Here is a 26,649-nt window from a genome sequence, read left to right as displayed (position 1 = left end):
ACGCACTGCTCTCGTCACCAGTTCCCCGTGCGATGGAAGTTGTTGAGCCGTTCAAGGCACGGGTCGAGGTGCATGCCTTGCGCGGTTACCCATGTGTCGTCGTAGTAGGTGTTCGCGTAACGCTCGCCGCCGTCACACAGCAGAGTCACGACGCTTCCGCGCGTACGGGACTGCCGCATCTCGGCGATGATCTGGAACGCTCCCCACAGGTTCGTACCGGTCGAGCCACCGACCCGCCGTCCGAGCAGGTCCTCCACGTACCGGATGGTCGCGATGGACGCCGCGTCCGGCACCTTGATCATCCGGTCGATCACCTGACCGATGAACGACGGCTCCACCCGTGGCCGCCCGATGCCCTCGATGCCCGAACCACGCGTACCCACCAGGTCGGGGTTGCCGTCACGCCACGCGTCGAAGAACACCGAGTGCTCGGGGTCGACGACGGCGAGCCGGGTGTTCAGCTTCTGGTAGTGGATGTAGCGGCCGATCGTGGCCGACGTGCCGCCCGTGCCGGCGCCCACGACGATCCAGTCGGGCTGCGGCGACGGCTCCAGCTTCATCTGGTCGAAGATCGACTCGGCGATGTTGTTGTTGCCCCGCCAGTCCGTGGCGCGCTCGGCGTGCGTGAACTGGTCCATGAAGTGCCCGCCGAGCTCGGCCGCCAGCCGCCGCGACTCGTCGTAGAGCGCCGACGGCTCGTCGATGAAGTGGCACCTGCCGCCGTGCCGCTCGATCAACGCGACCTTCTCCGCCGAGGTCGAACGGGGCATCACCGCGATGAACGGCAGCCCCAGCAGCCGCGCGAAGTACGCCTCGGACACCGCCGTCGACCCCGAGGACGCCTCGATCACGGGCGTGCCACCGGTGATCCAGCCGTTGCAGATCGCGTAGAGGAACAGAGACCGCGCCAGCCGGTGCTTCAACGAGCCCGTGGGGTGCGTCGACTCGTCCTTCAGGTAGAGGTCGATGCCCCATTCGAGTGGCAGCGGGTAGCGCAGCAGGTGCGTGTCCGCGCTGCGGTTCGCATCCGCCTCGATGATCCCGACGGCCTCGCACACCCAGTGCCTGGTCCTGCTGCAAACGCGGTCAACGGAGGTACTCACAGCGGCACGATAACCGCGCCGGGCCGTCACGCCTGGGTGACAGGACCTTCGTCACCACGCAGCTCGGACCGCAGCTTGTCGCGCTCGGCCCTGCGCACCGCCTGCTGCGCGTTCAGCCCGGCCGCCACCCGCTGCCGCAGCCCCTTGAAGATGAACAACGACGCCGGCAGCGCGACGACCACGCCGACCGCGAGCGCCGGCAGCAAAGGAACCTTGAACAACAGGAGTGCGCCCGTCACCACCGCGACGAGACCGAGGCGGGCGAGGACGTAGAGCGTCACATCACGAGCGAGCACCCGTTCAGGTTACGTCGCCTTCCTCGTCACCGGTGTTCGGGCGTCCTTCGAAGCGCGTGGAGAGCACCACGGTCGTGCGCGTCCGGGCCACCCCGTGGATGCGCCGCAACCGCCCGAGCGAGCGCTCCAGATCGTCCACCGTGGCGACCCTGACCTTGACGATGAACGACTCGTCTCCCGCCACCCGGTAGCAGGACTCGACCTCGATGAGCTCGCTCAACGCGTCCGCGACCTCGTTGTCGTCCGCGATGTCGGTGGGGTGGATGCCGATCAGCGCGGTGACGCCCAGGCCGACCGCGCTGGGGTCGACGACCGCGTGGTAGCCGACGATGACGCCGCTGGCCTCGAGCTTGCCGACCCGCTCGTGCACGGCGGACGCGGACAGGCCGACCTGCCTGCCGAGATCGGCGTACGTGGCCCTGCCGTTGGCGCGCAAGGCGGCGATGATCTGGCGATCAAGAGCATCCACCCGCGACAGCGTATAGGCCCGCCGCTGCGCAGATGGCGGCGGACAGCTCGCCAAAGGCTCGCGAGTTCGCGTCGGTCGTCCGGTCGCCTCTTCGTCGCGGATTCGGCGAAGCCCAATCCGTGGCGAAGCGGTGGCCGGATGACCGACTTCCCGGCGAACTCGCCGCCGCCTGCGAAGCAGCGGCCAACAAGCACTGTCCGACTTCCCGGCGAACTCGCCGCGCGAGTACAGCGAGCGCCATGAACACTGTCCGAAACGCGACAGTCGTCCCTTACTACCTCTTTACCAAAAAACAAGCGTTCGAGTACCTGATGGGTCAGATGCCACGATCAGACCAGAACGTCTGATCTGAGGAGGACGAGTGACTGCAGCCACTGAGCGCCTGTTGACGCCCGGGGAAGTCGCCAATCTGTTCCGGGTCGACCCGAAGACCGTGACCCGATGGGCCACCGCCGGTCGGATCGGGTCGATCCGCACGCCTGGAGGACACCGCAGGTTCCGTGAGGCCGAGGTGAAGGCGCTGCTGTCGGAGCTGACCACCGAGGCAACTGAACCCGTTCGGCACTGAAACCGTAGTTATCCCTGTGTCACGGGTAATCTCGTGGCAAAGGGAGGTGGCGACCAGATGATCTACCTGCTGGCAGTGATCGGTGCGCTCACCGTGGCTGTGCTCGTGTGGCGAGCGTTCGCCCCGCAGCACTCGGAGTACACCCCAGGCCGCAAGGTGATCGCACCCGACGACGACCCGGAGTTCCTGCGCAAGCTCGACGAGCAGCGCAAGCGCGAGGAGTGAACGGAAAAGGGGCCCTGAATCGCAGGACCCCTTTCCGTCGCAGTCGCCTACCCGCTCAGGCGTGTGGGAAGTCGTCCGCGACGACCGCGGCGAGTTCCAGCAGCGCGAGCCGGGTCTCCGGCGCGAGCTGGTCCAGCGCGATCTCGGCGCCTTCTTCGAGGTGCTCGTCGAACGGCAGGCGGACCACGGCACGGCAGCGCTGCTGGAAGTGGGCGGCGAGCTTGTCGAGGTCGACCTTGCCCGACTTCGGGCGCACCGAGTTGATCACGCAGACGGACTTCGCGACCAGGTCGCGGTAGCCGTGCGCCTCCAGCCAGTCGAGCGTCGCCGCCGACGTCTGCGCGCCGTCGACCGAGCCGGACGACACCAGGACCAGCGAGTCCGCCTCGTCCAGCACGCCCTTCATCGCGGAGTGCATCAGGCCGGTGCCGCAGTCGGTCAGGACGATGTTGTAGAAGTGCTCCAGCAACGCCACCGTGCGCCGGTAGTCGTCCTCGCTGAACGCCTCCGACACCGCCGGGTCCTGCTCGGACGCCAGCACCTCGAGGCGCGCGGGCGACTGTGAGGTGTACGCGCGCACGTCGCTGTACTTGGTGATCCGCGGGGCGTCGCGCAGCAGGTGCCGCACGGTCGCCGTGGTCTCCCGCGGGATCTTCAACGCCAGCGTGCCGCGGTCGGGGTTCGCGTCGACGGCGATCACCCGGTCGCCGCGCAGCGACGAGAACGTCGAGCCCAGCGTCGTGGTCGTCGTGGTCTTGCCGACGCCGCCCTTGAGCGACAGCATCGCGATCTTGTAGCACCCGCGCAGCGGCTGGTTGATCCGCACGATCAGCTCACGCCGGCGCACGTCGGCAGGGCTCTCGCCGAGGTTGACGGCGCCACCGGTGAGCGAGTGCAGCGACTTGCGCCAGCCCGACGTCGGCGGCCGCTTCTCCTTCTTGATCAGCTGCTGCGACGACACCTCCTGCGCCTGGGAGCGGTACTCCTGCTGCGGGAAGTTGTTCGGGAACTGCGCGCCGGCGAACTGCCCGTACTGCGCCGTGTTCTGCGGTCCGGACTGACCGCCGCCCACGTTGTACGGCCCGGACTGGCCGCCGGTCACCGGATGAGCACCCGATTGGCCGCCGCCCACCTGGTACGGCCCGGACTGCGCGCCGGGGACCTGGTACGGGCCCGAGGCGTTGCCCGGGACCTGGTACGGGCCCGAGGCGTTGCCGGGGACCTGGTAGGGACCTGAGGCGTTGCCGGGCACCTGGTACGCCCCCGACTGGGTGCCGCTCACGTGGTACGGGCCGGACTGGCCGCCGCTGACGTGCTGCGGACCGGACTGCTGCGGGTCGAGGTAGGCCGCCGCCTGCGGGTCGACGTACTGCGGACCGGAGCCCTGTTCCTCACCCGGTGATTGCTGCCAGTTCACCGCTGTGGCCCTCCCTGAACAAGCTGGACCAGGACTTCCCCGACCCCCAGGTTGCGACGGTACGCAACCACCGGCGGTTCCATCGACCTGGGGGCTCAACTCGTTAGAGACCTGCGTACGAATGCAACCCGGTAGTGACCAAGTTGATGAAGAACAGGTTGAACACGTTCAGCGCGAAGCCCGCGACGTTGATCCAGGCGGCCCCACGGCCACGCCAACCGGCCGTCGCGCGCGCGTGCAGGTACGCCGCGTAGACCACCCACGAGACGAACGCCACCGTCTCCTTGGGGTCCCAGCCCCAGAACCGGCCCCACGCGGCCTCCGCCCAGATCGCGCCGCAGATGATGCCCGCGGTGAACAGCGGGAACGCCAGCACGGTGGTCCGGTACGACATCCGGTCGAGCACGTCGGCGGACGGGAGCTTGGGGAAGCGGTCGGCCTTGCCGTCCTTGAGCAGGTAGAGGAGCGACGTGACGCCGGGGATCAGCAGCACGCCGGACGAGATCGAGATCACCGACACGTGGATCACGAGCCAGTACGACCGCAGCGCCGGCTGGACGGGCGCGGACTCGGCGTAGAGGACGGTGCCGCCGAGGAACAGCAGGATCCAGATCGGCGTCAGCACGAACGCGCCGAGGCGGCGGATCGGGAACTTCGCCATCAGCACGATCCACGTCACCACCGCGGCGAGGCACAGCAGCGACATGTACTCGTACATGTTGCCCCAGGGCGCGCGCCCGGCGGACAGGCCGCGCATCACCAACGACCCGAGGTGCAGCAACGCGCCGAGGATCGTCAGCGCGGCACCCATGCGGCCGAAGCGCTCCGACCTCGTCGGCGCGCTCTTCGGCTCGTCCTGGAGTACGCCCGGCGCGCCGGCGCCGACCAGCGCTTCCGCCTTGCGCGGGGCACGCGAGAAAGCCTGCTCGACCGCGTAGAGCATGATCGCGAAGAGGTAGACACCCAGCGCGCTGCGGTACAGCCAGTCGCTGTAGGTCGCGAGGGTCTCGTTGACCGGCATCAGGACTTCTCCTCGTTCAGCACCGCGCGGGCTAGCCGCGTGAACTCCTCGCCGTATCCTGCCTGGTCAGTACGGGCGAGCCCGCCGACCTCGACCAACGTACGCCCGTCGGGAAGAGGGGTCGCACGCACCCACACCCTGCGGCGCTTGACGGTCAGCGAGACCCCCAGGCCGAGGATGATCAGGATGGCGAACGCGAGCACGTACCCCTGGGTCGGGTCGTGCGAGACCTGCAATGACACCCAGTCGCTCACGGAGTCGAAGCGCACCTTGGTGCCGTCGTCGAGCGCGATCTCCTCGCCCAGCGCGAGGTTCTTGCGCGCGACCTTCTGCAACCGGCCCTGCTCGACCATCTTCATGTCGATCGAGAAGATCGACTGGCCGCGGCCGTCGTCCACGCCGAGGTCGCCGCGGTACACGTCGACCGCGACCATCGGGTTGTTCAGCGCGGGGAACTTCGAGTTCAGGATGCTTCCGTGCAGCAACGGCGTCGGCGCCAGCAGCCCGGTGACGGCGATCTGGTTCTTGCGCCGCGTCTCGGAGTCCGTGATGCCCGGCGGGTCGAACTTCGTCGCGCCCTCCGAGGCGAGCGTGAGCTGGTCGCTCGGCAGCCACTGGATGCCCTGCGTGCGCTTCTCGCCGTTGGGGAACGTCACGGTGAACGTCGGCGTGTAGCCGTGGCCGAGCAGGTAGACGCGGTCGCCGCCGGTCCGCAGCGGGTGGTTGACCTGCAGGTTGTACGGCTGCCACGTGTTCGTGGCGAGGTCCTCGCCCGACTGGTAGCGGATGTCCGCCTGGTAGCCGACGGGCTGGCCGTTCTCCAGGTACTCCGCGGAGAACTTGCCGATCTCGACGCAGAACGGCGTGAGGTCCGTGCCGTCGACCTGCAGCCCCGGCCGGAACGAGTCGTAGTTGAAGATGCCGCCGTTGCAGAACTGGCCGCCGTTGGCCTGGACGATGACCTGGCCCTCGTAGCTGAACATCTTGCCCAGCGCGAACGACACCAGCAGGCCCAGCAACGCGAAGTGGAAGACCAGGTTGCCGGTCTCGCGCAGGAACCCGCGCTCGGCGCTGACCGTGCCCTCACCGGTGTCCGTCCGCCAGCCGCGCAGGGTCGTCCGCGCCCGCTCGACGGCCTCGTCCGCCGTCACGTCGAGCTCAGCCTGGGCGTGGTGCGGCATGCGTGAGAGGTTGCGCGGCGTCAGCACCGGCTTCGCGCGCATCTGCTTGAAGTACTCCCAGGTGCGGGGCAGCAGGCACCCGACGAGGGACGTGAACAGCAGCAGGTAGATCGCGGCGAACCACGGCGTGGCGTAGACCTCGAAGAAGCCGAGTTCGAGCAGCAGCTCGCCCCACCAGCCGTGCTGGGCGATGTACTCGTCGACCTTGGCCGCGTTCAACGACAGCTGCGGCAGCAACGCGCCGGGCATCGCCGCGAGCGCGAGCAGGAACAGCAAGGTCAGCGCGGTCCTCATCGAGGTGAGGCCGCGCCACGTGTTGCGCAGGAAGGCGATCACTAGAGCGGCAACTCCACGACGTCGACGAACGAGTAGCGCAGCCACCCGACGAACTCGGCCCACAGCCCGGTGACCAGCGCGATCCCGACCAGGATCAAAAGCACGCCGCCGAAGATCTGGACCTGCCGCGCGTGCGTGCGCAGCCACTTCGTCACGCCCAGCGCCCACCGCGCCCCGAGCGCGAGCACCACGAACGGCAGTCCGAGCCCCAGGCAGTAGGCCAGGACCAGCACGGCCCCGCGCACCGTCGACGACCCGACCTCGGTGCTGCGGGCGACGGCGAGCACGCCCGCCAGGGTCGGGCCGAGGCACGGCGTCCACCCGAGTGCGAACACCGCGCCCAGCAGCGGCGCCCCGATGAGCCCCGTCCTGGGCCTGGTGTGGAACCGGACGTCCTTCTGCAGCGCCGGAACGAGACCGATGAACACCAGTCCCATCAGTATGGTGACGACGCCGCCGATGCGCTGGAACAGATCGGCGTTGAGCAGCAACGCGTCCGTGGCGCCGAGGATGGTCATCGAGGCCAGCACGAAGACGACGGTGAACCCGGCGACGAACAGCAGCGAAGCCCCTGCGACCCGCAGCCGACCGGCCTTCGCGGGCTCGTTCGCCTCGACCCGCGGCGCCTCGGCACCGACCAGTCCGGCCAGGTAGGCGAGGTAACCGGGAACGAGGGGGACCACGCAGGGTGAGGCGAAGGAGATGAACCCGGCGAGCAGAGCGACCCCGGTGGCCAGCAGCAACGGCCCGGAGATCGCCAGATCGGTGGGGTTCACACACCTCAGGGTAGGTAGTTGCCCGGATCACGTGACCACCGGTGTCCCTTTTAGCGTCAGCCGGGACTGAGCCGGAAGTACCGACGATTGCAGCTTGTGGGTGACATCACGGTTGCTTAGCGTCAACACATGCATCGTTCCCGGCTGGTCCTCCCGGCGCTCACCGTCACCGCGTTGGCTCTGTTCGCGCAGGTACCGGCCGGTGGCGCCGCACCGGCCATGGAATGGCGCGAGGTCTTCCACGAGGACGGCTCCATCACGCAGGCCCTCACGCCGAAGGCACCGGCCGAGAAGTCGGCGGACGTGCGTGCCCTGGCCGCGGCCGAGGTGACCAGGGTCTTCGGTGACCGCGACCCGTCCGATGCCTTCGACCTCGTTTTCGTCGGCGACGGCTACACGACCGACGACCTGGCGACCTACACCGCCAACGTGAAGAGCAAGTGGGAGGAGCTCTCGGCCGTCGAGCCGTTCGCCACCTACAAGGCCTACTTCAACGTCTGGCAGGTCGACGTCGTCTCCACCGAGTCCGGTGTGGACCACGACCCGACCAAGGGCGTGCTCAAGGACACCGCGCTGGACATGGGTTTCTGGTGCCAGGGCCGGGACGCCAACACCGAACGCCTGCTGTGCGTCAACGAGACCAGGGCCAAGGAGTTCGCGGCACTGGCCCCGCAGGCCGACCAGGTGATCGCCCTCGGCAACACCACGAAGTACGGCGGCGCGGGCGGTTCGGTGGCCACCGCCGCCGGCTCGAACGCCCAGGCGGGCCAGATCGCGATCCACGAACTCGGCCACTCGATCGGCGGCCTGGCCGACGAGTACGACTACCCCTACGAGACCTACACCGGCACCGAGCCGCGCGAGATCAACGTGACCAAGGACCCGACCGGCGCGAAGTGGGGCGAGTACCTGGGCCAGCCCTCCCCGGACGGCGGCGTGATCGCACCGGTCGAGGGCGCGCGCTACTACAAGTACGGCCTCTACCGGCCCACCACGAACTCGATCATGCGCACCCTCGGCAAGGAGTTCAACTCGATCGGCAGGGACGCCATGATCAAGGCCTTCAAGGCCAAGATCCCGTCGTTGGACACCACGGCGCCGCCCGCGCCGTGACCGCGGACGGCTTCGTCATTCCTTGGCCAGGTCGTCCAGCACCGGTTGCAGGTCGGAGGCCAGCACGGGCACCAGGAACACCGCCGCCACCTTGTGGTTCTTGTCCACGATGAACGTCGACGGCACCGTGTTGGCCGGAATCCCCTTGAACACGTTGATGAAGCTGCGCGACGAGGCGTCGTAGATGGACGGGTAGGTCAGCGACCGGCTCCGCATGAAGTCCTGCGGGTGCTCCTTGGACGTCTCCTTGACGTCCACGCCGAGCACCTGGGTCCCGGCGTCGAAGACCTTCTGCATCTCCGGGGCCTCGGTGCGGCACGGACCGCACCACGCGCCCCAGACGTTGATCACGACGGGCTTGCCCGCGTAGTCGGAGAGCCGGACGGTCTTCCCGTCCTCCATCAGGGACTCGCCCTCGAGGCCCTTGAGCTCCTTGCGTTCCGCGGGCGCGTACCGGATCTTGACCTGCCCACCCGGTGCGACCAGGTAGAAGTCACCGGCACCGATCTGCGCGGCGTCCTTGCCGGTGGTGCAGCCGGCGAGCAACAGCAGCAGGACCAAGAACCGCTTCATGCGCCGGTCACCCGCGGGTTCGTCGCGCCGACCGGCTCCGTGTAGGAGATCCGCACCAGCTGCTCACCCTCGAAGATCAACGACGTCAGCGAGGCCAGCGAGCACTCACGACGGCGCGGGTCGTGCCACATCCGCTTGCCCTCCAGGAACCGGCGCACGGTCCAGATCGGCAGCTGGTGCGACACGCAGACGGCCTCGTGCCCCTCGGCGGCGGCACGAGCCTTCTGCACCGCGCCCAGCATCCGGTGGGCGATCTCGAGGTACGGCTCACCCCACGAGGGCCGGAACGGGTTCACGAGCTTCGACCAGTGCTGCGGCGAGCGCAGGGCACCGTCGCCGACCGAGACCTTCAGCCCCTCGAACTGGTTGTCGGCCTCGATCAGCCGCTCGTCGGTCGCGAGCTCCAGGCGGTGCGAGTCGGCGACGGGCGCGGCCGTCTGCTGTGCACGGTCCAAAGGCGACGCGACGACGTGCGCGATGTCGTGGTCCGCCAGGTGCTCGGCGACGGTCAGCGCCTGCTTCTGGCCGCGCTCGGACAGCTTGAAGCCGGGGATCCGGCCGTACAGGATGCCCGTCGGGTTGTGCACCTCACCGTGGCGGAGCAGATGGACGACGGTGCGGGTCACTTGCGGGCCTCCTTGGCGGCACGGGCCGCGTGCGGCAGCGCGTCGGCGATCACGGCGAACTCCTCTTCGCCCATGGCGGCGTTCACGAACCATGCCTCGAACGCCGACGGCGGGGCGTAGACGCCTCGTTCCAGCAGAGCGTGGAAGAACGGCGGGAAGCGCCACGTCTCACACGCCTGCGCGCCCGCGTAGTCCTTCACCTCGGAAGAACCGAAGAACACGCTCACCAGGTTCCCGGCGAACTGCACGCGGTGCTCGACACCGGCCTCGGTCAGCGAGGCGGTGAACAGCGCGCCGAGGCGCGTGGCGTTGCGGTTCAGGGCCGTGTAGACCTCGTCGTCGGCCGCGCGCAACGTGGCCAGGCCGGCGGCGACGGCGACGGGGTTACCGGACAGCGTTCCCGCCTGGTAGACCGGGCCGGACGGGGCCAGGCGCGCCATGACGTCCGCGCGGCCGCCGAACGCCGCCGCGGGCAGGCCACCGGACATGACCTTGCCGAACGTGTAGAGGTCGCCCTTCACGCGCTCCAGGCCGTACCAGCCGGCGCGCGAGACGCGGAAGCCCGTCATGACCTCGTCCATGATCAGCAACGCGCCGTCGGCGTCGCAGAGCTCGCGCAGGCCCGCGTTGAAGTCGGCGCCGGGCGCGACCGCGCCCATGTTGCCCGCCGCGGCCTCGGTGATCACGCAGGCGATCTCGCCGGGGTTCTCCGCGAACGCCGCCCGCACGGCCTCGATGTCGTTGTACGGCAGCACGATCGTGTCCTCGGCCTGCGCGCCCGTGACGCCGGGCGAGCTCGGCAGGCCCAGGGTCGCGACGCCGGAGCCGGCCTGGGCCAGCAGCGCGTCGACGTGACCGTGGTAGCAGCCGGCGAACTTGATGACCTTGCGTCGCTCGGTGAAGCCGCGCGCGAGGCGGATCGCGCTCATCGTGGCCTCGGTGCCCGAGTTGACCAGGCGGACCTGGCGGACCGGCTCGACGCGGTCGATGATCTCGGCGGCGAGGTCGATCTCACCCTCGGTGGGCGTGCCGAACGACAGGCCGGACGACGCCGCCTTCTGGACCGCCTCGACCACGGTCGGGTGGGCGTGCCCGAGGATCATCGGCCCCCACGACGACACCAGGTCGACGTACCGGTTGCCGTCCGCGTCCCACAGGTGCGGACCCTCGCCGCGCACCATGAAGCGCGGGGTGCCGCCGACGGAGTGGAACGCCCGCACCGGAGAGTTGACCCCGCCGGGGGTCAGCGTCGACGCGCGCTCGAACAGGGCCTGGGATCGACTCGCAGTCACGTACCCCAGTCTCACATGTCGGGGCCGGCGGCATTCTGCGGCCGGGTGCGCACGGCCAGCAGGACCTGCCGCACCGCGTCGAGACCGAGGACCACGGCCAGCGTGACCGCGCCGGCGGCGGTGCCCAGCCAGTTGCCGTGGTAGCGCGTGGACGTCAGCGTCTCGTGTCCCTCCATCGGGTACGCGAGCGGCACGACGCCGCGGTTCCAGCACCACACGGCGGCGACGACCAGCAGGACGATCGCGACGGCCTCGCCGGCGGCGACGAACCACCGCCAGGGCTGGTGCAGGCCAGGGCCGGCGGGTGAGGCCTCTTCGGACTCTTCCACGACGGTCTCCGGCTCGGTCACAGCCTCTGTCACGTCGCTCACCTTCTCACGACCCGCCGCAGCGCCGCGAGCAAGGCTTCCGGATCGCGCGCCCATCCCAGCACCACCGTGCCGCCGACCAGCCGCAACGGCACCGCGACCGTCCCCTTGGGCACCGTCCAGCCGCCGCCGAGCACCCGAGCACCGGCGGGCGCGCCGACGTCGGAGCAGGCCTCGATCATCGCGATCGGCAGCGTCTCCCGCCCGAACTGGGCCTCGTCGGCCGTCAGCACGACGCTGCCGGTTTTCACCCGCCCGTAGACCCACAAGACCGCGCCGAGGGTCAGCCCGAGTCCCACGATGGTCCACAGCACCACGGACGCGGGCCCGGTGATGAGCTCTACGAGGTACCCGGCGACCGCGAACGCCGGTCCCCACAGCAGCGGCCACCAGCTGCTGCCGGACTCCCGGTAGAGCACTACCGGACGTACTTGTTCGAGGCCGGCAGGAACTGCAGCACGACGGCGGCGACGGTGAGGCCCATCACGAGGATGCTGATGGTCACACTCGGTTGCCACACCTGTGTTCCCAGCGCGATGAACGTGATCCCCATCATCGCCAGGAACCCGAGCACGCCGAGGACCGTGAGCAGGATCCGCGCCCAGTTCTGGCCGTTGCGCAGCACGACCGCGAACGCGACGTACGGCGCGGCGGCCACGAGCATCGCGAACCCGAAGATCAGCGCCAGGGCCCGCACGCCGAACTCCTCCGCCTGGCGTTCCTGTTCGGTGACGACCCCGCCGTCCTGGGTGAGGAAGAAGTCGGCGTTGCCGAGGAGCAGCACCGGCAGCACCGCGACCGAGAGCACCGCGGCCGCGACCCAGATCCACATCGCGGCGGTGACCGTGGCCGGCCGCCCCGGCGGGAGCTCGTGGGGCAGCACGGGTGAGAGCGGTGCCATCGAGAAGCTCGCCTGGCCGACGTGGCTCACCTGGTACTGCCCGCCGGACTCGGGCATCACCGGGTACGCACCGGCCGGGTTCTGCCAGCCGGCGTGGTCGAGAGGCGGCGCCGGCTGGGGTGCCGACGGCATCGGCAGAGCCATGTTGTTCACCGCGGTCACCTCGTACGTCCCGAACGACGCCCCGTCGTAGCCGGGCCGCGGCTGCGGGGTGTCCGGGTTGTGCTGCCAGGGGTTCGGGTTCTGCGGGTCGGTCACTGCTCACGCACCTCCGCCAGCCACTTTGCCGTACGCGCCTGCCACGTGAAGACGATTGCGACGGAGATGAGCAGCAGTGTGACCAGGTTCGCCGGGGTGACCCCGACGAACAGGATCCAGATCATGTGGACGATCGAGACGATCGACAGCGCGACCCGTGCCCAGCCCCTGCGCTTCAGCAACAGCCGCGTGAGCCAGGCGTAGGCCGCCACGAAGATCAGCGCGGCCACCGTCAGCGTCGCCAGGAAGCTCGTGGCCTCGGCGGACGTCCACCCGGTCAGCTCCTGCACCGCACCGCGCTCGAACCACAGCCCGGCGGTGGTGAACAGTACGAAGACGGCGAGCGCGAGCCAGAGGCCGACCGCGATGCGGACCGGCAGGGGTGCGTCGTTCACGACAGCTGCTCGCGCTCGGCCAGGTACTCGGTCGACTGCCGGAAGTAGAACAGCACCAGACCGGAGATGGCGATCAGCATCGTCACGATGCCCAGGGTGTTCGTGATCATCTGGAAGAACAGGCCGATCAGCAGGGTGATCATCAACCCGGTGCGGCTCTTCTTCAGTCCGCCCCTGACCTTGCCCGCGAGCCACACCGCGAGCCCGGCGACCACGGCGGTGACCACCAGCGAGACGATCACCAGGCCGTTGACCGTCGAGGCGACCATGTCCGGCGTGATCTTCGGGTCCTTGTTGCCCTGGAGGGCGGCGTCGACCAGCGCCTGCTTGTTGAGCAGCACGAACAACGCGGCCAGCACGCCGAGCGCCGAGCCGGCGACCACCAGCCAGTAGCCGATGGTGATGGTGCCGGGAGGGCCCGATTCCTTCAGAAACTTCACGCTCGAAACCTAGGACCGCGGGAGAGCGCTGTCCACCGTGACGTGTTTCCTGAAGTGCGACGACACCCGGTACATCAGCACGATCGCGGTCGCCTCCAGCGCCGTGGTGACGACCGTGACGGCGAGGTCGACCGGCCGCATCTGGACCCCGAGCCCCGCCGCGACCCCGCTGCCCCACGCGCCCAGCCGGAACAGTCCGAACGCGACGGACGCGCCGCCCAGGACCGTCAGCACGATCCGCGCCCAGTTGCGGCCGCGCGCCATCGTGTTCGCCAGCCGCGTGTACGCGAGGAGGATCACGACGACGATCAGCAGTCCGAAGAGGACTCCGCCGTTGACGCCCGCGTCGATCTGGTCCTGGCCCAGCGCCGGGTTCTGGCGGCGTGCCTGCGCCACGAGAGCCTCACGGTCGAAGAGCTCCACCAGAAAACGCAGCATCCCGACGCACGCGCCGGCGATCCACAACCAGCGCGCGACGTCGATCAGCTTCGGGACGGGGGCGGCGGGAGCTACCGGTCGAGCCACCGAGCGGCTTCCGCTGCCCAGTACGTCAGGACGATGTCCGCGCCGGCCCGGCGGATGGACGTGAGCGACTCGAGGATCGAGCGCTCGCGGTCGATCCAGCCGTTCGCGGCGGCGGCCTCGATCATCGCGTACTCACCGGAGATCTGGTACGCCGCAACGGGAACGTCCGAGATCTCGGCGACGGACCGCAGCACGTCGAGGTACAGCAGCGCCGGCTTGACCATGACCATGTCCGCGCCCTCGGCGAGGTCCAGCTGCACCTCGCGGATCGCCTCACGGGCGTTCGCCGGGTCCTGCTGGTAGGTCTTGCGGTCACCCGCGAGCTGCGACTCGACCGCGTCGCGGAACGGGCCGTAGAACGCCGACGCGTACTTGACGGCGTAGGCGAGGATGCCGGTGTCCGCGAAGCCCGCGGCGTCCAGGGCGTTGCGGATGAAGGTGACCTGGCCGTCCATCATGCCGCTGGGGCCGACGACGTGAGCACCGGCGCGGGCCTGCGCCACGGCCAGTTCGCCGTAGGCCTCCAGCGTCGCGTCGTTGTCGACCGTGCCGTCGGCGGCGAGCACGCCGCAGTGGCCGTGGTCGGTGAACTCGTCGAGGCAGCAGTCCGACATGAGGACGGTGCTGTCACCGAGTTCCGCGCGCAGGTCGCCCAGTGCGGCGTTGAGGATGCCGTCCGGGTCGGTGCCCGCGGAACCGACGGCGTCGCGCTCGGCCGGGACGCCGAACAGCATGATGCCGCCGACGCCCGCCTGCACGGCCTCGACCGCGGCCTTCCGCAACGAGTCACGGGTGTGCTGCAGGACGCCCGGCATGCTGCCGATCTCGGCGGGCGCGGCCAGGCCTTCCTTGACGAACATCGGCAGCACGAGCTGCCTCGGGCGCACCTCGGTCTCGGACACGAGGCGGCGCATGGCGGGCGTCGTACGCAGACGCCGGGGCCGGTGAAGTGGGTACATCTCCAGACTCCCTGTGGAGCTTTCCAGAGGGCCGGCCTCTTGGTCGGCTCTCACCGGGTTCGCGATTTCGCGTTGGTCATCCGGTCACCCGCTTTTCGTGATTTCGGCGAAGCCCAAATCACGAAAAACGAGTCGGCCGGATGACCAACTTCCCGGCGAAATCGCCGCCGCGCCGGAGGCGCGGCCTATGAACGCCGCAAACGCTTGGTCTTGCGCGGAGGGGGCAGCGCTCCCTCGGCGCGCAACCGGGCGGCGTGCGCGGCCAGCGCGTCGACCAGCGCGGGCACGTTCGCCTCCTCGGGCTGCACGTCGACCCGGAGGCCGAACTCCCGCGCCGTCTCGGCGGTCTGCGGGCCGATGCACGCGACGAGCGTGCGGGCGTGCGGCTTGCCCGCGATGCCGACCAGGTTCCGCACGGTCGACGACGAGGTGAAGCACACCGCGTCGAAGCCGCCGGACTTGATCATCTCGCGGGTGTCGGCGGGCGGCGGGGCCGCCCGCACGGTGCGGTACGCCGTCACGTCGTCGATCTCCCAGCCACGTTCGCGCAGGCCGGCGGCCAGCGTCTCGGTGGCGATGTCGGCCCGCGGCAGCAGCACGCGGTCGACCGGGTCCAGGATGTCGTCGTAGGGCGGGAAGTCGTTGAGGAGACCCTCGGACGACTGCTCGCCGGACGGCACGAGCTCCGGGATGATGCCGAACGAGCGCACCTTCGCGGCCGTGGCCTCGCCGACGCAGGCGATCTTCACGCCGGAGAACGCGCGGGCGTCCAGGCCGAACTCGCGGAACTTCTCCCACACCGCGCGGACGGCGTTGGTCGAGGTGAAGACGACCCACTGGTAGCGGCCGTCGACGAGACCCTTGACCGAGCGCTCCATCTGCGCGGGGCTGCGGGGCGGCTCGACCGAGATCGTCGGCACCTCGACGGCGACCGCGCCGTGCGAGTGCAGGCGCTCGGACATCGCGCCGGCCTGCTCCTTGGTCCGCGGGACCAGCACTCGCCAGCCGTACAGCGCCCGCGACTCCCACCAGGAGAGCTTCGAGCGTGCCGCGGCGGCGGCGCCGACCGTGACGACCAGCGGGCCGCCCATCTCACCGGCGTCGGCCGCGACGGCGGCCAGCGTGGTGTCGATGGTGCGCTGCTGGAAGCCCGTGCCCTCGGCGGTCACGGCGACCGGGGTCTGCGGCGCGAGGCCGTTCTCGACCAGGTTCGACGCGGCCTCGGCCAGGTGCGAACCGGTCGCGTGCAGCACGAGCGTGCCGGGCGCGGCGGCGAGGCCCGCCCAGTCCGTCACCGCGCGCACGTCGACCTCGGTGTGCACGCCACCGAGCGCGACACCGGCGTAGGCCGGGACCGCGGTGCCCGAGGGCACGCCGGGTACGACGTCGAACGGGATCGTCGACTTCGCGACGGCCTGCGCTTCCTTCACGACCGAGTCGAGCGTCAGCGGGTCGCCCGCGACGAGGCGGACGACGGTGGATCCGTTGCGCGCCTCGTTCACCAGGTCCTTGGCCACGTCGGCGGACTCGCCTACAGCGGGGCGGACCTCGACTCCCTCGGCCACGGTCGCGAGGACGTCCGCGGGGACGTCCGGGTCGGTGACCACGAGTTCAGCCCTGGTGAGCAAGTCGTGGGCCCGGACCGTGAGCAGCCCGGTGTCGCCGGGGCCGGAGCCCACGAAGGCGATGCGTCCGGGGGTCTTGCGTGCGCGGGTCATCAGGGCACTCCCCATCGATTACGCCTCTGGACCGCTGAGAACCGCGGCCCCGAGGTCGAGCAACTCGGCGGCCAGCGCCCGGCCGAGTCCCTCAGCTTCGGTCAAGTCACCGGTGGCGGACGCCCGGAGGAGATCGTTCTCCGGCGTCGCAGCGACCCCGCGCAGGGAGAGTCGGTACACGACCTTCCCGTCGTCATCGAGGTCTTCCACCACATCGGCCAGCGCGCCGACCGGCGCGCTGCAACCCGCTTCGAGCGCGGCCAGCATGGCGCGCTCAGCGGTCACAGCGGCCCGGCTGGCCGAATCGTCCAGCGTCGACTGGATCAGGTGCTCGGCGTCGACGTCGTCGACCCGGCACTCGACTGCCAACGCACCCTGCGCGGGCGCGGGAAGCATCTGGATGGGCTCCAGCGTCTCGGTGATCTCGGCAGCGCGACCGAGGCGCGAGATGCCGGCACGGGCCAGCACCACGGCGTCGAGCTCGCCACTGCGGACCTTGCCGATGCGGGTGTCCACGTTGCCGCGCAGCCCGACGATGTTCAGCCCGAGGCCGAGGGCCTCCAGCTGAGCCGCGCGGCGCGGGGAGCCGGTGCCCACGGTGGACCCCGGCGGCAGCTCGCCGAGCGTGAGGCCGTCGCGCGCCACGAGCGCGTCGCGCGGGTCCTCACGCTGTGGCACCGCCGCGAGCACCAGACGTGGGTCCGGCGCGGTAGGGAGGTCCTTGTAGGAGTGGACGGCGATGTCGATCTCACCGTTCGCGAGCGCGTCGCGCAGCGCGGACGTGAACACGCCGATGCCGATCTGGGCGATGGGCGCGTCGGACAGGTCACCCGGCGTCTTGATGACGACGATCTCGACCTGTGCGCCGGCAGCCCTGAGCGCCTCGGCGACGGTTCCCGTCTGCGCGAGCGCCAGTGCGCTGCCTCGGGTACCCATCCGTAGGGTGCGGGTCACCGCGTTTCACCATCCACTGAAGACTTGGTCTGACTGACGACCCCAGGTGTCTGGGGGTCGAGCCCGAACAGTTCGCGGAGAGCCTCCGCGTAGCCGGTACCACCAGGGGCGGAGGCGAGCTCCTTCACCCTGACGGTCGGCGTGTGCAGGAGCTTGTCTACAACGCGGCGCACCGTCTTGGCCAATTCACCGCGTGTCGCGGCGTCCAGTTCGGGAAGTCGCGAATCGAGACGGAGCAGTTCGGCGTCGACCACCTCGGCGGCCCGCTTGCGCAGGGCCGTGACGGTCGGCGTGACCTCGGCGGAGCGCTGGCCCGCGAGGTAGGCCTTCACCTCGCCGGCGACCAGCTGGGCCGCGAGCCGGGCGTCCTGGCCGGCGGGAGCGTCCGAGAGGCGCCGCTGCAGCGTTTCCAGGTCCACCACACGAACGTTCGGCAGCACGGCCGCCGCCGGGTCGACGTCCTTGGGCAGGCCCAGGTCGCACACGACCAGCGGCCGCGAACGCTTGCCGATCATGTCCGCGTGCACGACCGTGTCGACCGACCCGGTGCACGCGAAGACGATGTCCGCGAGATCGATCTCCACGGCCAGCGCGGTGAGGTCGACGGCCGTCGCGGGGACGCCCTCGGCCTTCAGCGACGTGGCGAGACGCACACCGTTGGCCTGCGTCCGGTTCGCGATGACGACCTCGCCGACGCCGGCCCGGCGCAGGTGCGCGGCGGCCAGGCCACCCATGGCGCCCGCGCCGACGAGCAGCGCGCGCTTGCCGACGAGGGTGCCCAGCTCGGTCTCGGCGTCACCGAGGGCCTCGGACACGACCGACGCGCCCGCGTGGTCGATGCCGGTCTCGGTGTGCACGCGCTTGCCGACGCGCAGCGCGTTCTGGATGAGCTCGTGGACGGTCCTGCCGACGGTGCCCGCCTCGTCCGCCGCCGCGTACGCACCGCGCAGCTGGCCGAGGATCTGAGACTCGCCGACGACCATCGAGTCGAGGCCCGCCGCGACGGAGAACAGGTGCTCGACGGCAGCGGCGGCGTAATGCACGTAAAAGTGCTCGTAGAGCGACTGCGGGTCGACCTGGGCGTGCTGCGCGAGGACCTCGACGACCTCGGACATGCCGCCGTGGAACGACTCGACGACGGCGTAGACCTCGACCCGGTTGCAGGTCGACAGGACCATCGCCTCGGAGACGCTGGGGGCGGCGAGGAGCTGGCCGAGGACCTTGGACAGGTCCGGCTCGGCCACGGTGACGCGTTCCAGGACCGGGACTGGGGCGGTGCGGTGCGACAGACCGACTACGAGCACACTCATACACTCACCACGTCTGCCGGAGCCGTCTGGCTCACGCTCACGGGCGAATCACCATCCCGTCCACACCGAGTCCGTTGTTGCCGACCGAGACGCCGCCGTTCGCGTTGTGCACTGCCTCGTCCGCACGTCGAGCGACGTGGAACGACAGGATCTGCATCTCGACCGCCAAGTCAACCTTGCGCACCTCGACGTTGTCTGGAACCTGAAGGACAACTGGTGCAAAGTTCAGAATGCACTGGACGCCCGCAGATACCAAACGATCGCAAACCGACTGAGCGGCGGGCGGCGGCGTCGCGATGACGCCGATCGACACCTCGCGCTCGAGGCAGATCGCGGTGATCTCGTCGATGTGGTTGACGGGAATGCCCCCAACAGGGATTCCGATGAGATCGGCGTCCACGTCGAAGAGGGCGGTGACCGGGAACCCGCGACCGGGGAACCCGCCGTAGTTGGCGAGAGCGTGACCAAGGTTACCGATGCCGACGACGGCCACGGAGTGGTTGCGGGTGAGCCCGAGGATGCGCTCGATGTGGCTCACGAGGACCTCGACGTCGTACCCGACGCCCCTCGTGCCGTAGCTGCCGATGTAGCTCAGGTCCTTGCGGAGCTTCGCCGCATTGACTCCGGCCGCCTGGCTCAGTTCCTCGCTGGAGACCGCCGTCACGCCGCTCTCGGCCATGCCGGACAGCACGCGGAGGTACACGGCGAGCCGGGCCACGGCCGCCTCGGGAATCGCACGGGCGCGCTCGGAGTCGGCAGGCTCCGCAGGGGTGGTGGTCGTCTCACCTTCGCCCCGCTGTGATGCCACGCTCTCCGACCTCCGGGTGTGCTTCACCGCAGGAACCCCGCGGCGCTGGTGATGAACACACCGTACCGCTTGTGAACGCATGCACAAAGTCGGTGCCAGGCCGTCACAGCGCCCGTCACAGGGCGTGACCAGCACTTCGTCGGTTCATGATCACTACGGGGTGAGCGCCTACTCGACGGTGAAGGTGACCGAATGCCATCCCGTCGCACCGTCGGGAACGGGGTCGAGGCGTGCCTGGTCCTGCGTGTACCCGGACTTGTCGGTGGCCCGGCACTCGACCGTGTGACTGCCCGTCGCGAGGTCCATCTCCACCCGCCACATCCGCCAGGTGGTGTCGCTGACGTCGGCCCCGAGCTCGGCGTCCCGCCACGGCCCGCCGTCCACCCTGACCTCGACCCTGGCGACGCCCCTGGGCTGCGCCCACGCCGTTCCGGCGATGACCGCCCTGCCCTGGAGCTTGCCCATGCGCCTGGGCCGGTCGATCCGCGAGGACGTCTTGATCGGCGCCCTCGTCGCCCAGCCGCGCGGAATCCAGTAACCCTGCTCCTTGGCGAACGTGGTGACGTCGAGATCGGTGACCCACTTGGTCGCGGAGACGTAGCCGTAGAGCCCCGGCACCACGAGGCGTGCGGGGAACCCGTGCTCGGCGGGCAGGGGCTGGCCGTTCATCCCGATCGCGATCAGCCCGCGTTCGAGGACGTAGTCGAGCGGGCTGCCCGCCGTGAACCCGTCGTCGCTGGTGCTGAACAGCTGGTCCGCACCGGCCTGCACGCCGGCTTCCCTGAGCACGTCGCCGATGCGGACGCCGATGAAGTTCGCCGTGGAGATGTACGGGCCGCCGATCTCGTTGGACACGCAGGTCAGGGTGACGGTCTCCTCGACGAGGTCGTCCCTGTTCCGGATCTCGTCGAACGTCAGCACCATCGGCCGGTCGACCATGCCGTGCACCCGCAACGCCCACTCCTCGGCCCGGAGGCGCGGCACGCTCAGCGCCGTGTCGATCCGGTAGAAGTCGTCGGCGCTGGTGATGAAACTCGGGGTGCCGTCCCTGACGAAGTCGGCGCCGGCCGGGATCTCCGGGGCCTTGGTCTTCGGCGTGAGGTCACCGATGGCCCTGCGGGAGCCCTCGACGTCCGTGCGGCTGCCGAAGACCTGGCCGACGACGCCCGCCGTGACGGCCAGTCCCGCGGTGATCAGGAACCCGCGCCTGGACTCGCTCCGCTGCGACTCCTTGTGCAGGTAGCGGAACACGTAAACGCCCGCGGCCGTGCTGGCCACCGGCGCGAGGACGGCGAGCTGGCCGACGTCCGGCCTGGTCACGACCGCCACCACGCCCACGAACCCGAGCAGGACGGCCACCAGCGACCCCGGCCCCGGGTTGGTCCTGCTCGCCAGGCCCGCCGCGACGCCGATGCCCGCCAGGACCACGGCCATGCCGGTGAGCAGCACGAGCTTGTCGGCGGTGCCGAAGGTGGCGATCGCGAAGTCCTTCAGCCACGACGGCGTGAGGTCGATCGCGGCGTTGCCCACCGCGAGGTACGGGGAGGCGCTCAGGCCCACGAAGGCCGCCACCAGGTGCCCTGCCGCCAGGGCGGCGACGAGCGCGAGGAGTCCGGTGAACGCGGCTTTGGCGGGCTTCATGCCTTCCATTCGACACCCGCCCGTCCCTGGTTCGCCCGAGCCGTAAGGCCCCGGTAATCACCGCACCTCCGCCGCGACAAGGTTGATGAGGGGAGCTTTCATCAACCTGAGGTTCATGAAAGCTCCCCTCATCAACCTCGCAGCCGGGTCGGGCTGGGCACCGGTGATCAGGCGAGAGCCGCCCGCAGGCGGTCCTCCTCCACCTTCCAGTAGCCGTGCTCGGCCCCGTCCACCAGGAACACCGGCACCCGGTCGCCGTACTCGGCCCGCAGCTCGGGATCGCTGTCGACGTCCTCGACGGACCAGGTCGCGCCGAGGTCCGCGCAGATCCGTTCGATCTCGACCGCCGCCTCCTCGCAGGCGTGGCACGACACCCGGCTCAGCAACGTCACGTGGTGGGTCATGACCTCATGCTCCCAGCGGCTTGCGCAGGACGGCGCGCGCGAGCTTGCCGGTCGGCGAGTGCGGCAGGGCCGGGGCGAACTCCACCGACGTCGGCACCTTGAACTTGGCCAGGCGGGCGGCGCAGTGGGCCACGACCTCGTCGGAGGTGAGCTGCTGCCCGTCGTGCAGCACGAGGACGACCTTCACCGACTCGCCGGTCTTCTCGTCCGGCACGCCGACGGCGGCGGCCTCGAGCACCGACGGCAGCTCGCCGACGACCTGCTCCACCTCGTGCGGGTAGACGTTGAAGCCGTTCACGATGATCAGGTCGCCCGCGCGGTCGACCAGGTGCAGGTCGCCGTCGGCGTCGATGAAGCCGACGTCGCCGGTGCGGAACCAGCCGGTGGAGTCGGGGCCGTGCGTGCCGTCGGGCCAGTAGCCGCTGAAGAGGTTGTCGCCCTTCGCCGAGACCAGGCCCGTGCCCGGCTCGTCCTCGTCGATGTCGAGCACCGAGCCGTCCGTGTCGACCAGGCGGATCTCCACTCCGGGCAGCGCCTGACCGACCGAACCCGGCTTCGGCACGCCGCCGACCAGCGTCGACGTCAGTACCGGGCCGGTCTCGGTCAGGCCATAACCCTCGAAGACCGGGATGCCGAGCGCGTCGCGCATCTCCGCGATGACGCCCGCCGGGAGCGGGGCCGCGCCGGAGGTGAACAGCCTGACCGTGGCGAGCTTCTCGCGCAGCACCTCCACGGGGTGCGCGAGCAGCGCCCGGTACATGGGCGGCACGCCGACCATCGTCGTGACGCGGTGCTCCTCGATGACGTCCAGCGCGGTGGCGGGGTCGAAGCGTTCCAGCAGGACCGCCGTGGCGCCGGCGCCCGCGACCTGCAGCAGGCCGGGGCCGAGGCCGTAGACGTGGAACAACGGCAGTGCGAGCAGCACCCTGTCACCCGCCGTCACCGGTGCGGGGCGGAGCGCGGCGCACTGCGCGACGTTCGCGAGCAACGCGCGGTGGGACAGCATCGCGCCGCGCGGCACGCCGGAGGTGCCCGAGGTGTAGCCGAGCACCGCCAGGTCCTCGCCGCCGCGAACGGCCTCGACCGGCTCACCGGTGGCGTGGACGTCCGGAACGTCCAGGACCCGGGCGTCGGAACCCTCGCCGTCGCCGATCAGGAACGTGGCACCGGAGTCGGCCAGGATGCGCTGGAGCTCGCGCGGCGGGTTGCCGGGGCCGGTGGGCACCACGACACCGCCCGCGCGCAGGATCCCGAACACCGCGACGGCGAACTCGGGGCTCGTGGGCAGCCGTACCGCCACCCGGTCGCCGGGTTCGAGACCGGAATCGGCCAAATGGCGGGCGAAAGCATCGGTCGCGCCGTCGATGGTCTCCCACGTGAGGCTCTTACCGCTCGCTACGTCGACCAGAGCGACGTGGCCGGCTCCCCGCTGTGCCGAAGCACGGACCAGATCTGAGACATTGCGAGCGGAAGTCAACATGGCCTCCTCATGAACAACTGGACGCTGCGAGCAGTCTTCCACGCGTGACGAGCGTCATGAACCCGCGGTTGGCGCGTCTCCACCCCAGAACCATCCGCTACCTACTACGGAGTAACAACACGTATGCTGCCGCCACGGCGACTCTGTGGAGGTTCCGCCAGCCGATGACCGCGCGGGCACGACCGAACACGATGAGGACCACCCGAACCATGGCGGGAGGTCAGCACGACAACGCCGCCGACGAGCCGTGGCAGCTCGTCAAGGCCGCCCAGCAGGGTGACACCGAGGCGTTCGGAGTGCTGTACGACAAGTACGTCGACATGGTCTTCCGCTATGTCCTCTTCCGGGTGGGCGGCGACCGCGCGTTCGCCGAGGACGTGACGAGCGAGACGTTCCTGCGCGCGCTGCGGAGCATCGGTTCGGTCAGCTACCAGGGCCGCGACGTCGGGGCGTGGTTCGTGACGATCGCCCGCAACATCGTGTTCGACCACGTGAAGTCCAGCCGGTACCGGCTCGAGGTCACGACCGCCGAGCTCCAGGACAACCGCGAGGAGACGAGCGGCCCCGAGCAGGAAGTCATGACCGAGGCGACCAACGCGGAGCTGCTCCGGTGCGTTTCACAACTAGGTGACGACCAGCGCGAGTGCATCGTGCTGAGGTTCATCGAGGGCAAGTCGGTGTCCGAGGTCGCGCAGCTCATGGACCGCAACGAGGGGGCCGTGAAGGCGTTGCAACACCGGGCCGTCCGGCGGCTCGCACAGATCCTCCCGTCGTGGCTGCGGTGATCGCGATCGCACACGCGTAACCCAAAGCAGATCAACTTCGTTACTCGGGCTGAGATGGACGGCAAGGGAAGAACACCGCGGTGGCGGCAGACGGAGCACGAGCGATTCGCCCGTGCCGTTGAAGGCGGCCCTCAACCGGTGGGCAACGACGACCTCGCGGAGGACCTCGCGATCGTCGAGCTCCTCCGGCGGATGGACGTCGGCCCGGACGCCGGGGCGCGCGAACGGATGAAACAGCGCGTCCTGACCGCGCCCCCGCCCGAGAAGCCGCTGGCGCTCTCGTCGGTAAGACGGGTGGGAGCGCGCGCGCGATTAGCGGTCGCGGCGGCCGCGGTCCTGTGCCTGCTGTTGTCACTCGCCGGCATGAGCGTGCTGCTCAGCCGTGACGCGCTCCCGGGAGACCCGCTCTACGGCGTCAAGCGCACCACCGAGGGCGCCTCGCTCGGCCTGACCTTCGACGACGAGTCCCGTGCGCTCAAGCACCTCGAGTTCGCCGCGTCCCGCGTGACCGAGATGGAGACGCTGGCCGACCGCACCGCCGACTCGTCCGCCCAGCTCACAGCCCTGGCCGACCTCGACGCCGACGCCGTCGAAGGCGCCCGCCAGCTCACGACCTACGGCACGTCGACCGACGAGACCGCCCTGCCGGCGCTGCGCGACTGGGCGCTCGACCAGTACGAGAAGCTCGGCACCCTGCGCCCCCGCCTGCCGCAGGACGCGGGCGCGCACGCCGACACCACGATGTGGCTGCTCGCGAGCATCGCCCAGCGAGCCCACGACCTGGCCGCCCGCGCCGGTTGCAGCGCCGTGACCAGCGGCTCCTCCGACCCCCTCGGCCCGGTCCCGGCCAGGAACGAGTGCACTCCGGTCGCACCCGAGGCCTCCACCAGCCGCGTCCCGTCCTCGGTCCCGCCCACCGGATCGGGTCTGCCGGTCCCGTCCGGCTCGGCGGACCCCTCGGTCGCGCCCACCGCGTCGGAACAGCTGGGCTCCGCGATCCCGTCGTCGGCGCAGCCGGGCACCTCGACCCCACCGTCCACGGGCAAGCCGGAAATCACGATCCCGCTCCCGCTGCCACTCCCGAGCATCTCGCTGCCGTTGCTGCCCGGCATCAGCTTCGGCTGAGTCGGGCGGTTTCCGACGAACCTGATCGCTAGGCTTGTGACATGGCAGGCAAGCGTGACGTGGAGAGCGACCGGCTGGCCGAACTAGCCGGCGAGGCATCGGCAGACGCGGCGATCCAGGCCGCCGCAATGGCGCCAGAGCTCGAAGCGTCGCTCACGGTGCCACCGGACCTGACCGCGGCCGCCTTCTTCGACGTGGACAACACGATGATGATGGGCGCGTCGATCTTCCACTTCGCCAGGGGCCTGGCCGCCCGCAAGTACTTCTCCACCTCCGACCTCGCGGGCTTCGTCTGGCAGCAGCTGAAGTTCCGGGTGGGCGGCCGCGAGGACCCGGAGTCCGTCAAGGCCTCCCGCGAACAGGCGCTCTCCTTCGTCTCCGGCCGCAGCGTCGCCGAGCTGGTCTCGCTGGGCGAGGAGATCTACGACGAACTGATGGCCGACCGCATCTGGAAGGGCACCCAGGCGCTGGCCCAGATGCACCTGGACGCGGGCCAGCGCGTCTGGCTGGTCACCGCCACGCCGGTGGAGCTCGCGCAGATCATCGCCCGCCGCCTCGGCCTCACCGGCGCGCTCGGCACCGTCTCGGAGTCCGAGAACGGCATCTACACGGGCCGCCTGGTGGGCGACCTCCTGCACGGCAAGGCCAAGGCCCAGGCGGTCCGTTCGCTGGCGGCCAAGGAGGGCCTGGACCTCCGCCGCTGCACGGCCTACTCCGACTCGTCGAACGACGTCCCGATGCTCTCCGTCGTGGGCACCGCCGTCGCCGTGAACCCCGACTCGCAGCTACGCGAGGTCTCGCGGCGCAAGGGCTGGGAGATCCGCGACTTCCGCACGGGCCGCAAGGCCGCGAAGATCGGCGTCCCCTCGGTCCTGGGCGCGGGCGCCCTGGCCGGCGCGGTGGCCGCGACCATGGCGTACCGCCGGCGGGTCAAGTAAGCCCGAGCTCCTTCCAGCCCTCCTCGCCCGCGGGAGTCAGCACCACGGCGCGGCTCGTGCCGATCCTGCGCACCCAGCCGCGCTCGAAGAACACCTCGCACAGGAACGCTCCGGCGGCTCCGGCCAGGTGGGGGACGCGTTCGGTCCAGTCCAGGCAGGCCCGGCCGAGCTGGCGCCTGGAGGGCTCGAACCCGAGCTCCTTCAGCCAGAGCATCCCGGGTTCGGTGATCACCAGCTCGTCACTGACGACTCCGAGTTCGAGAAGCCCTGCCTTCAGCGCGATGCCGAGCTTGCCGGCGAGGTGGTCGTAGCAGGTCCGTCCCCTGGCCAGCGCCTCCGACACCGCGGCCGCCCTCAGCCCACGCGGCGCCACCCGCGGCCCGGCGAACGCCACCATCGCCTCCAGCAACTCGGCGACGTGCGGCCCGGCCAGCGCCACGTACCTGTGCCGTCCCTGCCGATGCTCCACCAGCACCCCTCCCTCGACCAACCGCGTGAGGTGCTCGCTGGCGGTGGAGGCGGCCACTCCGGCGTGCGCGGCCAGTTCCCGTACGGTCCAGGCCCGTCCGTCGAGCAGCGCGCCGCAGATCGCGGCACGGGTGTTGTCCGCGAGCAGTCCGGCGACCTGGGCGAGGGCTTCCACC

General features: G+C 70.1%; 31 protein-coding genes. 6 read left to right on the top strand and 25 right to left on the bottom strand.

Going from position 1 to position 26,649, the window contains the following annotated elements:
- Positions 1-14: 14 nt before the first annotated feature.
- The 3 genes from ACRSBM_RS42740 to ACRSBM_RS42730 are packed head-to-tail and all read right to left on the bottom strand — an operon-like array spanning position 15 to position 1,868.
- Complete coding sequence (locus ACRSBM_RS42740; protein ID WP_434452594.1) at positions 15-1,103, bottom strand: PLP-dependent cysteine synthase family protein; 1,089 nt, start codon at positions 1,101-1,103, stop codon at positions 15-17.
- Between the two features lie 26 nt (positions 1,104-1,129).
- The gene (locus ACRSBM_RS42735) at positions 1,130-1,399 is read right to left on the bottom strand and encodes a DUF4229 domain-containing protein (protein ID WP_434452593.1); all 270 of its coding nucleotides are present in this window, start codon (positions 1,397-1,399) and stop codon (positions 1,130-1,132) included.
- Positions 1,400-1,403: 4 nt separating this feature from the next.
- Positions 1,404-1,868 (bottom strand): Lrp/AsnC family transcriptional regulator, encoded by a 465-nt coding sequence (locus tag ACRSBM_RS42730; RefSeq protein WP_434452591.1) that lies wholly within the window; start codon positions 1,866-1,868, stop codon positions 1,404-1,406.
- Positions 1,869-2,229: 361 nt separating this feature from the next.
- Here ACRSBM_RS42730 and ACRSBM_RS42725 point away from each other — a divergent pair, with 361 nt between their 5' ends.
- On the top strand, positions 2,230-2,436 hold the full coding sequence (locus tag ACRSBM_RS42725; protein ID WP_434452589.1) for a BldC family transcriptional regulator: 207 nt from the start codon (positions 2,230-2,232) through the stop codon (positions 2,434-2,436).
- A 57-nt stretch (positions 2,437-2,493) separates the two neighbouring features.
- Positions 2,494-2,661, top strand: coding sequence for a hypothetical protein (locus ACRSBM_RS42720; RefSeq protein WP_090046371.1), 168 nt, complete (start codon positions 2,494-2,496; stop codon positions 2,659-2,661).
- A gap of 55 nt (positions 2,662-2,716) precedes the next feature.
- Here the strand turns inward: ACRSBM_RS42720 and ACRSBM_RS42715 are convergent, their stop codons facing one another.
- From ACRSBM_RS42715 to ACRSBM_RS42700, 4 genes are all read right to left on the bottom strand, one after another.
- The gene (locus tag ACRSBM_RS42715) at positions 2,717-4,078 is read right to left on the bottom strand and encodes an AAA family ATPase (RefSeq protein WP_434452587.1); all 1,362 of its coding nucleotides are present in this window, start codon (positions 4,076-4,078) and stop codon (positions 2,717-2,719) included.
- 103 nt (positions 4,079-4,181) lie between these two features.
- Complete coding sequence (gene ccsB, locus ACRSBM_RS42710; RefSeq protein WP_434452586.1) at positions 4,182-5,099, bottom strand: c-type cytochrome biogenesis protein CcsB; 918 nt, start codon at positions 5,097-5,099, stop codon at positions 4,182-4,184.
- Entirely contained in the window at positions 5,099-6,574 is a 1,476-nt protein-coding gene (gene resB, locus ACRSBM_RS42705; RefSeq protein ID WP_434453480.1) for a cytochrome c biogenesis protein ResB, read from the bottom strand. The genes ccsB and resB overlap by 1 nt, the downstream gene beginning before the upstream one ends.
- A gap of 41 nt (positions 6,575-6,615) precedes the next feature.
- Positions 6,616-7,392, bottom strand: coding sequence for a cytochrome c biogenesis CcdA family protein (locus ACRSBM_RS42700; protein ID WP_434452584.1), 777 nt, complete (start codon positions 7,390-7,392; stop codon positions 6,616-6,618).
- A gap of 129 nt (positions 7,393-7,521) precedes the next feature.
- On the opposite strand from ACRSBM_RS42700, the gene ACRSBM_RS42695 reads away from it, so the two are divergent.
- Positions 7,522-8,505 (top strand): M64 family metallopeptidase, encoded by a 984-nt coding sequence (locus ACRSBM_RS42695; protein ID WP_434452582.1) that lies wholly within the window; start codon positions 7,522-7,524, stop codon positions 8,503-8,505.
- A 15-nt stretch (positions 8,506-8,520) separates the two neighbouring features.
- Here the strand turns inward: ACRSBM_RS42695 and ACRSBM_RS42690 are convergent, their stop codons facing one another.
- The 17 genes from ACRSBM_RS42690 to ACRSBM_RS42610 form a co-directional block, all read right to left on the bottom strand.
- Positions 8,521-9,078, bottom strand: a complete 558-nt coding sequence (locus ACRSBM_RS42690) for a TlpA family protein disulfide reductase (protein ID WP_434452579.1) — start codon at positions 9,076-9,078, stop codon at positions 8,521-8,523.
- Entirely contained in the window at positions 9,075-9,704 is a 630-nt protein-coding gene (locus ACRSBM_RS42685) for a histidine phosphatase family protein (protein WP_434452578.1), read from the bottom strand. The genes ACRSBM_RS42690 and ACRSBM_RS42685 overlap by 4 nt, the downstream gene beginning before the upstream one ends.
- Positions 9,701-10,996 carry a glutamate-1-semialdehyde 2,1-aminomutase gene (gene hemL, locus ACRSBM_RS42680; RefSeq protein WP_434452576.1) on the bottom strand — a complete coding sequence of 432 codons (1,296 nt, stop codon included), beginning with the start codon at positions 10,994-10,996 and terminating at the stop codon, positions 9,701-9,703. Before hemL ends, ACRSBM_RS42685 begins: the two co-directional genes overlap by 4 nt.
- An 11-nt stretch (positions 10,997-11,007) precedes the next feature.
- Complete coding sequence (locus ACRSBM_RS42675; RefSeq protein WP_434452575.1) at positions 11,008-11,358, bottom strand: hypothetical protein; 351 nt, start codon at positions 11,356-11,358, stop codon at positions 11,008-11,010.
- A 5-nt stretch (positions 11,359-11,363) separates the two neighbouring features.
- On the bottom strand, positions 11,364-11,783 hold the full coding sequence (locus tag ACRSBM_RS42670; protein ID WP_434452573.1) for a hypothetical protein: 420 nt from the start codon (positions 11,781-11,783) through the stop codon (positions 11,364-11,366).
- Positions 11,783-12,523: a hypothetical protein gene (locus ACRSBM_RS42665; RefSeq protein ID WP_434452572.1), complete on the bottom strand. Its 741-nt coding sequence runs from the start codon at positions 12,521-12,523 to the stop codon at positions 11,783-11,785. Before ACRSBM_RS42665 ends, ACRSBM_RS42670 begins: the two co-directional genes overlap by 1 nt.
- On the bottom strand, positions 12,520-12,918 hold the full coding sequence (locus ACRSBM_RS42660) for a hypothetical protein (RefSeq protein ID WP_434452570.1): 399 nt from the start codon (positions 12,916-12,918) through the stop codon (positions 12,520-12,522). Before ACRSBM_RS42660 ends, ACRSBM_RS42665 begins: the two co-directional genes overlap by 4 nt.
- Positions 12,915-13,358 carry a hypothetical protein gene (locus ACRSBM_RS42655; protein ID WP_434452568.1) on the bottom strand — a complete coding sequence of 148 codons (444 nt, stop codon included), beginning with the start codon at positions 13,356-13,358 and terminating at the stop codon, positions 12,915-12,917. The genes ACRSBM_RS42660 and ACRSBM_RS42655 overlap by 4 nt, the downstream gene beginning before the upstream one ends.
- 9 nt (positions 13,359-13,367) lie before the next feature.
- The gene (locus ACRSBM_RS42650; protein WP_434452566.1) at positions 13,368-13,883 is read right to left on the bottom strand and encodes a hypothetical protein; all 516 of its coding nucleotides are present in this window, start codon (positions 13,881-13,883) and stop codon (positions 13,368-13,370) included.
- A complete protein-coding gene (gene hemB / locus ACRSBM_RS42645; RefSeq protein WP_434452564.1) occupies positions 13,868-14,842 on the bottom strand; it encodes a porphobilinogen synthase in 975 nt (324 codons plus the stop codon). The genes ACRSBM_RS42650 and hemB overlap by 16 nt, the downstream gene beginning before the upstream one ends.
- Before the next feature lie 185 nt (positions 14,843-15,027).
- Positions 15,028-16,560, bottom strand: a complete 1,533-nt coding sequence (locus tag ACRSBM_RS42640; protein ID WP_434452562.1) for a uroporphyrinogen-III synthase — start codon at positions 16,558-16,560, stop codon at positions 15,028-15,030.
- Between the two features lie 18 nt (positions 16,561-16,578).
- Complete coding sequence (gene hemC, locus ACRSBM_RS42635; protein ID WP_434452560.1) at positions 16,579-17,514, bottom strand: hydroxymethylbilane synthase; 936 nt, start codon at positions 17,512-17,514, stop codon at positions 16,579-16,581.
- The gene (locus tag ACRSBM_RS42630; RefSeq protein WP_434452558.1) at positions 17,511-18,824 is read right to left on the bottom strand and encodes a glutamyl-tRNA reductase; all 1,314 of its coding nucleotides are present in this window, start codon (positions 18,822-18,824) and stop codon (positions 17,511-17,513) included. The genes hemC and ACRSBM_RS42630 overlap by 4 nt, the downstream gene beginning before the upstream one ends.
- A gap of 37 nt (positions 18,825-18,861) precedes the next feature.
- A complete protein-coding gene (locus ACRSBM_RS42625; RefSeq protein WP_434453478.1) occupies positions 18,862-19,632 on the bottom strand; it encodes a redox-sensing transcriptional repressor Rex in 771 nt (256 codons plus the stop codon).
- A gap of 168 nt (positions 19,633-19,800) precedes the next feature.
- Positions 19,801-21,273, bottom strand: a complete 1,473-nt coding sequence (locus ACRSBM_RS42620) for a molybdopterin-dependent oxidoreductase (RefSeq protein WP_434452557.1) — start codon at positions 21,271-21,273, stop codon at positions 19,801-19,803.
- Positions 21,274-21,440: 167 nt separating this feature from the next.
- Complete coding sequence (locus tag ACRSBM_RS42615; RefSeq protein WP_434452555.1) at positions 21,441-21,677, bottom strand: glutaredoxin family protein; 237 nt, start codon at positions 21,675-21,677, stop codon at positions 21,441-21,443.
- 4 nt (positions 21,678-21,681) lie between these two features.
- Positions 21,682-23,157: an AMP-binding protein gene (locus ACRSBM_RS42610; protein ID WP_434452552.1), complete on the bottom strand. Its 1,476-nt coding sequence runs from the start codon at positions 23,155-23,157 to the stop codon at positions 21,682-21,684.
- A 164-nt stretch (positions 23,158-23,321) separates the two neighbouring features.
- Between ACRSBM_RS42610 and ACRSBM_RS42605 the strand changes: the two genes are divergently transcribed.
- The 3 genes from ACRSBM_RS42605 (at position 23,322) to ACRSBM_RS42595 (ending at position 26,005) form a co-directional block, all read left to right on the top strand.
- A complete protein-coding gene (locus ACRSBM_RS42605) occupies positions 23,322-23,942 on the top strand; it encodes a sigma-70 family RNA polymerase sigma factor (protein ID WP_434452550.1) in 621 nt (206 codons plus the stop codon).
- Between the two features lie 138 nt (positions 23,943-24,080).
- Complete coding sequence (locus ACRSBM_RS42600) at positions 24,081-25,067, top strand: DUF5667 domain-containing protein (protein ID WP_434452548.1); 987 nt, start codon at positions 24,081-24,083, stop codon at positions 25,065-25,067.
- Between the two features lie 41 nt (positions 25,068-25,108).
- Positions 25,109-26,005: an HAD family hydrolase gene (locus ACRSBM_RS42595; RefSeq protein ID WP_434452546.1), complete on the top strand. Its 897-nt coding sequence runs from the start codon at positions 25,109-25,111 to the stop codon at positions 26,003-26,005.
- Here the strand turns inward: ACRSBM_RS42595 and ACRSBM_RS42590 are convergent.
- Positions 25,998-26,648, bottom strand: a complete 651-nt coding sequence (locus ACRSBM_RS42590; protein WP_434452544.1) for an ArsR/SmtB family transcription factor — start codon at positions 26,646-26,648, stop codon at positions 25,998-26,000. The genes ACRSBM_RS42595 and ACRSBM_RS42590 overlap by 8 nt on opposite strands.
- Position 26,649 lies beyond the last annotated feature (1 nt).

It is taken from the genome of Lentzea xerophila (assembly GCF_051094245.1).
GTDB classification, from domain to species: domain Bacteria; phylum Actinomycetota; class Actinomycetes; order Mycobacteriales; family Pseudonocardiaceae; genus Lentzea; species Lentzea xerophila.
The sequence above is the reverse complement of the archived record's forward strand: the minus strand, read 5'-3'. Positions and strand labels throughout refer to the sequence as shown.